The sequence below is a fragment of the Patulibacter medicamentivorans genome (genome assembly GCF_000240225.1).
Taxonomy (GTDB): domain Bacteria; phylum Actinomycetota; class Thermoleophilia; order Solirubrobacterales; family Solirubrobacteraceae; genus Patulibacter; species Patulibacter medicamentivorans.
The window spans coordinates 1-7,827 of the sequence record NZ_AGUD01000269.1; the positions used below are offsets into that span (position 1 = coordinate 1).

The following is a 7,827-nucleotide window of genomic DNA, read 5'->3' on the forward strand; positions in this document are numbered from 1 at the left end:
ATCGCCGCCGAGCGGGCGCAGCTCGAGCAGCGGACCGCCGCCGACCGCGACGCCCAGCAGCGGGCGCGCGAGCGCGCGACCACGCTCGGCACCCAGGCGGCCGCCCTCGACGGCGAGCTCGGCCGGCTGCGCGAGCGGCTCGAGCGCGAGCGGGCCGGCTTCCCCGACGTCGCCGCTCGCGTCGCGTCGCTACGCCACGACGCGACCTTCCTGGAGAAGGCGAGCGCCGCGCACGAGGCGGACGCCGCCGCCCGGATCGCGCGCGAGGACGCCGACCGAGCGCTCGCGTCCGCCCTGCGCGAGCACGGGATCGCCGACGGCGCCGAGGACGTCCCCGCGCTCCAGGCCGCGATCCTCACCCCGCGCGACGCCGACGCGCTCGAGGCCGAGATCCGCCGCGTCGACCAGGCCCGCTCCTCCGCCCGCGGGGTCCTGGCACTGCCCGAGGTGGCGGCCGTCGCGGCCTCTCCGGTGATCGACCTGGTCGCCGTCGAGCATCGCCGCAACGCCGCCGCCGAGAGCGCCGAGCGGGCCACCACCGAGGCGGCGACGATCGCCCGCTGGGTCGCGGCCGAGGCCGAGCGGCGGCCGCTGCTGCAGGCGCGCCTCGACGCGCTGGCGCCGCTGGCGGCGACGGCCGACCGGACCCACGAGCTGGCCGAGCTGACCCGCGGCGGAGCCGGCAACCGGCGCCGGATCCAGCTCTCGTCGTGGGTCCTGGCGGCGCGCCTCGAGCAGGTCGCCGCGGCCGCCACCGTCCACCTGCTGGAGATGTCCGCGGGCCGCTACGCGCTGGTCCTGCACGAGGAGCCGGCCAGCGGGCGCGGCAAGGGCAACGCCGGGCTCGGGCTGCGGGTGCGCGACGGCTGGACCGGCGAGGAGCGCGACACCACCACGCTCTCCGGCGGCGAGTCGTTCTTCGCCTCGCTGGCGCTCGCCCTGGGGCTGGCCGAGGTGGTCAGCGCCGAGGCCGGCGGGATCGACCTCGGGACGCTGTTCATCGACGAGGGCTTCGGCAGCCTCGACGAGCAGACGCTCGACGAGGTCCTCGGCGTGCTCGACGGCCTGCGCGACGGCGGCCGCGCGGTCGGGATCGTGTCGCACGTCCCCGAGCTGAAGCAGCGGATCCCGATGCAGCTGGTGGTCGAGAAGCACCGCGACGGCTCGCACCTGCGGCAGCCGTCGGCGGCCGCGCTCTGAGCCGTCGGCCGGCGACAGCGCCCGCGGCTCAGCCGGCGGAGACCAGCCCGATCGGACAGCTGACGCCGGTCTCGCCGTGGCCGCAGTAGCCGTTCGGGACCTTGTGCAGGTAGGCCTGGTGGTCCGGCTCGGCGTAGAAGAACGGGACCTGGCCGCCGAGCAGCGCGCTGCCGAAGCTGCCGGGCCCGTCCGCCCCGCCGCGGATCTCGGTCGTGATCTCGCCGTGGCCGGCCGCGCTCAGCGAGCGCTGGTAGTTGGTCCGCGACATCTCGGCCTGCGCCAGCTGCTCGTCGCTGGTGGCGTAGATCGCCGAGCGGTACTGCGTCCCGACGTCATTGCCCTGGCGCATCCCCTGGGTCGGGTCGTGGCCCTCCCAGAAGACGCGCAGGATCGCCTCGAAGTCGATCGCCGCCGGATCCCAGGCGACCAGCACCGCCTCGGTGTGGTTGGTGCGCCCGGAGCAGACCTCGGCGTAGGTCGGGTTCGGGGTCTGGCCGCCCTGGTAGCCGACCGCGGTGACCAGCACCCCGGGGGTCTGCCAGAAGCCGCGCTCGGCGCCCCAGAAGCAGCCCATCCCGAAGAACGCGTGGGCGCTGCCCGCCGGCAGCGGCGGCACGATCGGTCGGCCGAGGACCGGGTGGTCGCCGACGATCGGCATCAGCTGCTCGCGCCCCGGCAGCGTCTCCCGCGGATCGATCAGCTCGACGGCCTTCTGGCGAAACAGCATGGTGCTCCTCGTCGTGGGGAACGGCCCCCGCACGACCCGTGCGAGCGGCCCGTGTCCGAGCGTAGCGAGCGGACCCGGGAACCTCGATGAACAGCCGCGAAACTATCGCTGGTACACCCGTGCACCGAACGGTGGCCGGGATCCTTCCCAGCGCGTAGGATGGGTGGGTGGTCGAAGTTCGTCCGACGCTGATGCTGCCGACCCCGGTCCTCAAGCCGAGGATGCGCGGCGTGCTGCACCAGTGGGCCGCCGTGGTCGCCGCCTTCGCCGGCGCGTTCCTCGTGCTCTCGGCGCCGAACGCCAACGCCCGGCTCGCGTCGCTGGTCTACGCGATCTCGATCGTCGGCCTGTTCACGGTCAGCGCGGTCTACCACCGGGTCAACTGGCGCCGTCCGAGCGCCCGCGCGTGGATGCGCCGGCTCGACCACTCGATGATCTTCGTGATGGTCGCCGGCAGCGTGACGCCGATCGCGGCGATCATGCTCGACGGCCCGCTGCGGACCACCGTCCTCAGCGTCGCCTGGGGCATGGCCGGGATCGGGATCACGATCAAGCTGCTGTGGATCGGCGCCCCGAAGTGGGTCAGCGCCGCGATCTACCTGGCGATCGGCTGGGCCGGGATGGCGCTCTTCCCGAAGCTCGTCGGCGACCTCGGCCCGTGGCCGGCGGTCGGCCTGCTCGGCGGCGGCCTGCTCTACACCGCCGGCGCGATCATCTACGCCGGCAAGCGCCCCGACCCGTTCCCGCGGGTCTTCGGCTACCACGAGATCTTCCACGCGCTGGTGATCGTCGCGGCGCTGGCGCACTACCTCGTGGTCGCGCTCGCCGTCGTCCCCCACGCCTGAGGACCTGGCCGACCCGCCGGTCGGCCGAGTCGGGTTCCGCCCTTCGGCGGTCGCCCGTACGCGCCGCGGGCCCTACGATCGACGGGTGACCCGCCCCGCCACCTGGTCGGACCGCCTGCAGTCCGTGCTGCAGCGGACCGGCGTCGCCTCGCCCGTGATGGCGATCGCGCTGCTCGTCATCAGCGCGCTGCTCTTCACCGACGAGACGATGCGCCGCGAGGACGGCTGGCGGCCGGGCGAGCCGGGCGTCCTCGACGTCCTGCTGCTGCTGGTCGCGATCGTGCCGGTCCTCGTCAGCCGGATCGCGCCGCTGCCGGCGCTGCTGGTGTCGTTCGCCGCGCTGCTGGCCCTGGTCGGCGACCACACCGCAGTCACCGCCCAGATCGCCGTCGCCTGGACCGCCGTCTACGCCGCCGAGTCGGGGACCCGCCGGCGCGCGGTGATGATCATGGTCGCGGGCGCCCTGACGTCGCTCGGGCTGCTGGTCGACGCCAACGACCTCGGCTGGTCGCTGCCGGCGATCGTCCTGTCGCTGTTCAGCGGCGCCGTGCCCGGCCTGGTCGGCGAGGCGATCCGCAGCGAGCGCCAGCTGGCCGACCAGTACCGCGACAACGCCGAGCGGCTGGAGCAGCTGAGCGACGCCGAGGTCCAGCGCGCGGTCGCCGACGAGCGGGTCCGGATCGCGCGCGAGGTCCACGACGTCGTCGGCCACCATCTGAGCGCGATCAGCCTGCAGGCGGCCGCCGGCGCCCGCAAGGCCGAGGACGCCGAGGAGGCCCGCCACGCGCTCGACGCGATCCGTCGCTCCAGTCGCGAGGCGCTCGACCAGACCCGCCGGACGCTCGGGATGCTGCGCTCGCACGACGACGCCACCGGGACCGGGACCGCGCCGGCGCCGAGCCTGACCGGGCTCGAGCACCTGGTCGAGACGGCCCGCGCGAGCGGCGTCACGATCCAGCTGTCGGTGACCGGCGACCGCCGGCCGCTGCCCGATCCCGTCGAGCAGTGCGCGTTCCGGATCGTCCAGGAGGCGCTGACGAACGTCGCCAAGCACGCGCGGCCGGCCGTCGCCGAGGTCCAGGTCCGCTACGGCGCTCGCGCGATCCACCTGCACGTGCTCGACCACGGCGCGTCGATCCCGCTGCCCCCGGATCCGTCGACCGCCGGCGGCGTGATGCCGCCGCGCGCGATCCCGCCGATGGCCGTCTTCGCCGCCGCGACGATGCGCCGCCGGCGGACCGGTCAGGGGCTGGTCGGGATGCGCGAGCGGGCGGCGCTGGTCGGCGGGCGGGTGCTCGCCGGGCCGCGGCCGGAGGGCGGTTGGCGGGTCGACGCCGAGCTGCCGATCGAGAGCGGCGTGCGCGACGGGGTCCCGGCCTGATGACCGCTCCGCCGATCCGGGTGCTGGTCGCCGACGACCAGCCGCTGGCCCGTCGCGGGCTGCGCGGGATCCTCGAGTCCGAGCCGGGCTTCGAGGTCGTCGGCGAGGCGGTCGACGGGGCGGACGCGGTCGGCCAGGCCGAGCGCCGGCGGCCGGACGTGGTGCTGATGGACATCCGGATGCCGCGGATGGACGGGCTCGAGGCGACCCGTCACCTGAGCGCCCTCGACCCGCCGATCGACGTGATCGTGGTGACGACCTTCGACCTCGACGAGTACGTCTTCGGCGCGCTGCGGGCCGGAGCGTCGGGGTTCCTGCTCAAGGACGCCGACCCCGACCTGATCATCGGCGCGGTGCGGGCGGTCCACGGCGGCGGCGGCCTGATCGCCCCCGACGTCACGCGGCGCCTGATCCACCGCTTCGCCGCCGTCGAGCCCGCCCGCAGCGACGACCCGGCGCTGGCCGAGCTGACCCCGCGCGAGATCGACGTCCTGCTGGGGATCGCCCGCGGCCTGTCGAACGCCGGGATCGCCGGCGAGCTGGTCCTGGAGGAGTCGACGGTCAAGAGCCACGTCGGCCGGATCCTCTCCAAGCTCGACCTCCAGAGCCGGGTCCAGGCCGTCATCTACGCCTACGAGACCGGCCTCGTCCTGCCCGGCGACGGCCCGTCCGAGGCCCCCGGCCGCGACCTCTCCGCAGGGGGCGCTTCGGGCCCCGGCGACGGCCGCTAAACTCGCCCGTCACGGAGCGATGGCCGAGTGGCTTAAGGCGCTCGCCTGCTAAGCGAGTTGGGGGTTGAAAGCTCCCTCCGGGGTTCGAATCCCCGTCGCTCCGCTGATCGGAACCCCTGTCCTCGACGGGGGTTTCGTCGTCCTGGCGAGCCCTGCGCGGGCCCGCCACCGCGGTCGGCCGCGGCGCCGCCGCGGCGCACTGACCCGCGCTCAGCGCCGGCCTGGCCGGCACAGCCGGTAGCGACGGGTCGTCGCCTGGCCGCGACCGTCGACCGTCCGGGCCTGGACGCGGACGCGGACCCGACCGGGACCGCGACCGTCGAAGGCGATCCGGACCCCGTTGCGCCCGACGATCCGCGTCGGGACGCGGCGGCCGTTGACCGTCGCGCGGGCGGACCGGACCCGGCGCCCTCCGGTCCCGAGGTGGATCGTGACCCGGCGCGTGGACGAGCACGGCGGCGGGCCGCTCGGCTCGGGGGCGGCGACGACCGCGAGCATCCGCGTGGCCCCGACGCGGTCGATCCGCACCCGCAGCCCCGGCCCCATCAGCTCGGCGCCGCTCCACGCGCCCAGCGCCTGGCCGCTGCGGACGTCGCGCACGGCGTAGCGGAGCTGCGGGTCGAGCCGGCGCAGCCGCACCGTGCGGATCGCGGCGGGCGCCTGCTGGCGCGCCGCCACCAGATGGACCTCGCGACCGTCGCCGGCCTGCAGCACGGTCCAGCCCTCGCCGAGCGGGCTCTCGTCGGTCAGGGGGTGGCTGATCCCGGTCAGCGCCTGCCGATGCTCGGCGCGGTAGCGCAGCCACCAGCGGACCTCGGCGGCGTCGCGTCCGAGCTTGCGCAGGTCGGCCCAGAAGGTCGTCCGGGCCAGCAGCTCGATCGGCATCACGTCGCGGACCGAGACGCCGTCGGGCAGGTCGTGGAGCGCCGGCAGCCCGACCAGCGACAGCGGCATCCAGGGCGCCTGCGACCACAGGTCGTAGAGGTGGTTGGCGACCAGCCCGACGCCGTCATGCAGGTGGTCGTCCTCGAACCACGACGGCCCGATCGCGGCCGATTCGAACGGCCACGTGCGCATGTCGACGGTCTCGTCGGACTGCAGCACGACATCGGGGTGACGCCGCTGGATCTCGCGCACGAGGCTCAGCCAGGCGTCGTGCATGTCCTCGAAGTCGTGGCCGACGCAGCCCATCCAGGTCATGTTGTCCAGCTTCAGCTCGCGCGCGTGGGTCTGCGCGAGGATCCGGTCGACCGCGGACAGCAGGTGGGCGCGCAGCTGCGGCTGGTTCAGGTCCCAGAAGCCGAGCCCGTTGTAGTCCTCGACGGCCGCGCCGACCAGGCCGAGCGGAGCGCACGCCCACTGGGGATGCTGGCGGAACGCGTCGGAGTCGCGGTGGAACAGCGCCAGCTGCATCCACAGGCCCAGCCGGATCCCCTGCCGCTCCAGCCGCTCCGCGAAGTCGACGACTCCGTCGCCGTCGCGATCGGGATAGCGCGCCGGGTCCATCCGCCAGTCCCCCGCCAGCCCGCCCGGCCCGCCCTGCCAGCCGTCGTCGAGCACCAGCGTCTCGACCCCGACCGCCTTGGCCGCGTCGGCGACGGTCGCCATCGCCCGCTCGTTGGAGTCCTCGCCGTCGGGGAAGGGATGGAAGGTGTTCTGCTGCACGTCGCCCGGCAGCGGCGGCATCACGTGCTCCTGCAGCTCGCGCACCCAGGCGGCCGGGGCCGCGTCCGCGCCGCCGTGGTAGGCGCCGAGCCAGGCGCGGCCCAGGTCGACCTGGTTCCCCGGACCGATCCGGCGGACGTGGCCGGCGATCGGCCAGAGCGGATTCAGGATCCGGTTGGACTGGCTCTGCGGGCGCACGATCAGGATCGGGGCCATCCCGAGCTCGCGCTGCGGCTGCGCGCCCACCCAGGTCCTCCAGCCGCCGGCGACCGGCGTCCGCCCCGCCCGCGTCGAGGGCGCGCTGCGGCGGCCGTTGATCAGGAAGATCCCGGCGCCGCGACCGTCGTCGACTCGCAAGATCTCGCCCTCGTGGTCGAACCCGGCGCGCTCGCGGTGCAGCTGCAGGTGCTCCAGCTGATAGGTCGCGCCGGCCTGCAGCGCGCGCACCTCGCCCTCGCCGCCGAGCGGCGTGTCCAGCTGCTCCAGCGCGTGGTCGCCGATCTGCACCGTCGATCCGGACTCGTTGCGGACCGTGGTCCCGACGGCCATCACCGCCGAGCCGGGGAAGAGCGCGTAGCTGCGGGTGACCTCGACGCGCGGAGCGTCCAGGCGGAAGCGGAGCACCACCTGGCGACCGCCGGCGGCTCCCGGCCGGGCGCGGTCGACGGCGACGCTCCCCGCGCGCGCCTCGACGAGGGTCAGTCCCGACGCGGGACCGACGGTCCGCCCGTCGACCGTCAGCGAGAAGTCCTCCGACCGGGGCAGCGCCCACTGGCCGCCCGTCACCAGGTCGCGCCAGGACGACGTGGTCGCCTGTCCGGCCGTGAACGTCCAGCGTCGCTCGACGACCCCGTTGCCGAGCACGGCAGCGCCGCTCGAGACGCTGCCCTGCACCGCGACCGGCGCTGGTTGCGCCGCCGCCGACCGTGTCGCCGGCGGCCCGCCGGCGACGAGCAGGATGCCCGTGACGAGCAGGGCCAGGGCTCTGGGGCGTGTCATGAAGGCCGCAACGGTACGAGCCCGCCGGGGCGGGCCGGTGACCGTGCGGTGAACGGCCAGGCGCCGCGCCCACCCGCGATCGGGGGGACGCGGCGCCAGGCTGCGTGGCTCAGCCGGCGGCGGCCAGGGCCGGCGTCGCGGCGCCCTCGCCCTGCGCGGCAGCGTCCTCGGACGAGGGGCTCGCCGCCGTGTCGTCGGACGGGCTCGCGTCCGCGTCGTCGGACGGGCTTGCCGCCGTGTCGGCGGAGGCGTCCGGCGCCGTGTCGGCGGAGGCGTCCG

6 protein-coding genes and 1 tRNA gene are annotated in these 7,827 nt (G+C 75.3%); 5 read left to right on the top strand and 2 right to left on the bottom strand.

The window, feature by feature from the left end:
- Positions 1 to 1,200, top strand: a 1,200-nt coding sequence (locus PAI11_RS19140; protein WP_040601013.1) for an SbcC/MukB-like Walker B domain-containing protein, incomplete at its 5' end; no start/stop codon positions are given.
- A gap of 28 nt (positions 1,201 to 1,228) precedes the next feature.
- Here PAI11_RS19140 and msrA read toward each other — a convergent pair.
- A complete protein-coding gene (msrA, locus tag PAI11_RS19145) occupies positions 1,229 to 1,927 on the bottom strand; it encodes a peptide-methionine (S)-S-oxide reductase MsrA (protein WP_007577873.1) in 699 nt (232 codons plus the stop codon).
- 167 nt (positions 1,928 to 2,094) lie between these two features.
- Between msrA and trhA the strand changes: the two genes are divergently transcribed.
- The 4 genes from trhA (at position 2,095) to PAI11_RS19165 (ending at position 4,987) form a co-directional block, all read left to right on the top strand.
- Positions 2,095 to 2,772 carry a PAQR family membrane homeostasis protein TrhA gene (gene trhA / locus PAI11_RS19150; protein WP_007577874.1) on the top strand — a complete coding sequence of 226 codons (678 nt, stop codon included), beginning with the start codon at positions 2,095 to 2,097 and terminating at the stop codon, positions 2,770 to 2,772.
- Positions 2,773 to 2,857: 85 nt separating this feature from the next.
- Positions 2,858 to 4,153, top strand: a complete 1,296-nt coding sequence (locus tag PAI11_RS24790) for a sensor histidine kinase (RefSeq protein ID WP_007577875.1) — start codon at positions 2,858 to 2,860, stop codon at positions 4,151 to 4,153.
- Entirely contained in the window at positions 4,153 to 4,884 is a 732-nt protein-coding gene (locus tag PAI11_RS19160; RefSeq protein ID WP_007577876.1) for a response regulator, read from the top strand. Before PAI11_RS24790 ends, PAI11_RS19160 begins: the two co-directional genes overlap by 1 nt.
- Positions 4,885 to 4,897: 13 nt before the next feature.
- Positions 4,898 to 4,987, top strand: a tRNA-Ser gene (locus tag PAI11_RS19165).
- 107 nt (positions 4,988 to 5,094) lie between these two features.
- Here PAI11_RS19165 and PAI11_RS19170 read toward each other — a convergent pair.
- Entirely contained in the window at positions 5,095 to 7,548 is a 2,454-nt protein-coding gene (locus PAI11_RS19170) for an alpha-galactosidase (protein WP_040601014.1), read from the bottom strand.
- Positions 7,549 to 7,827 lie beyond the last annotated feature (279 nt).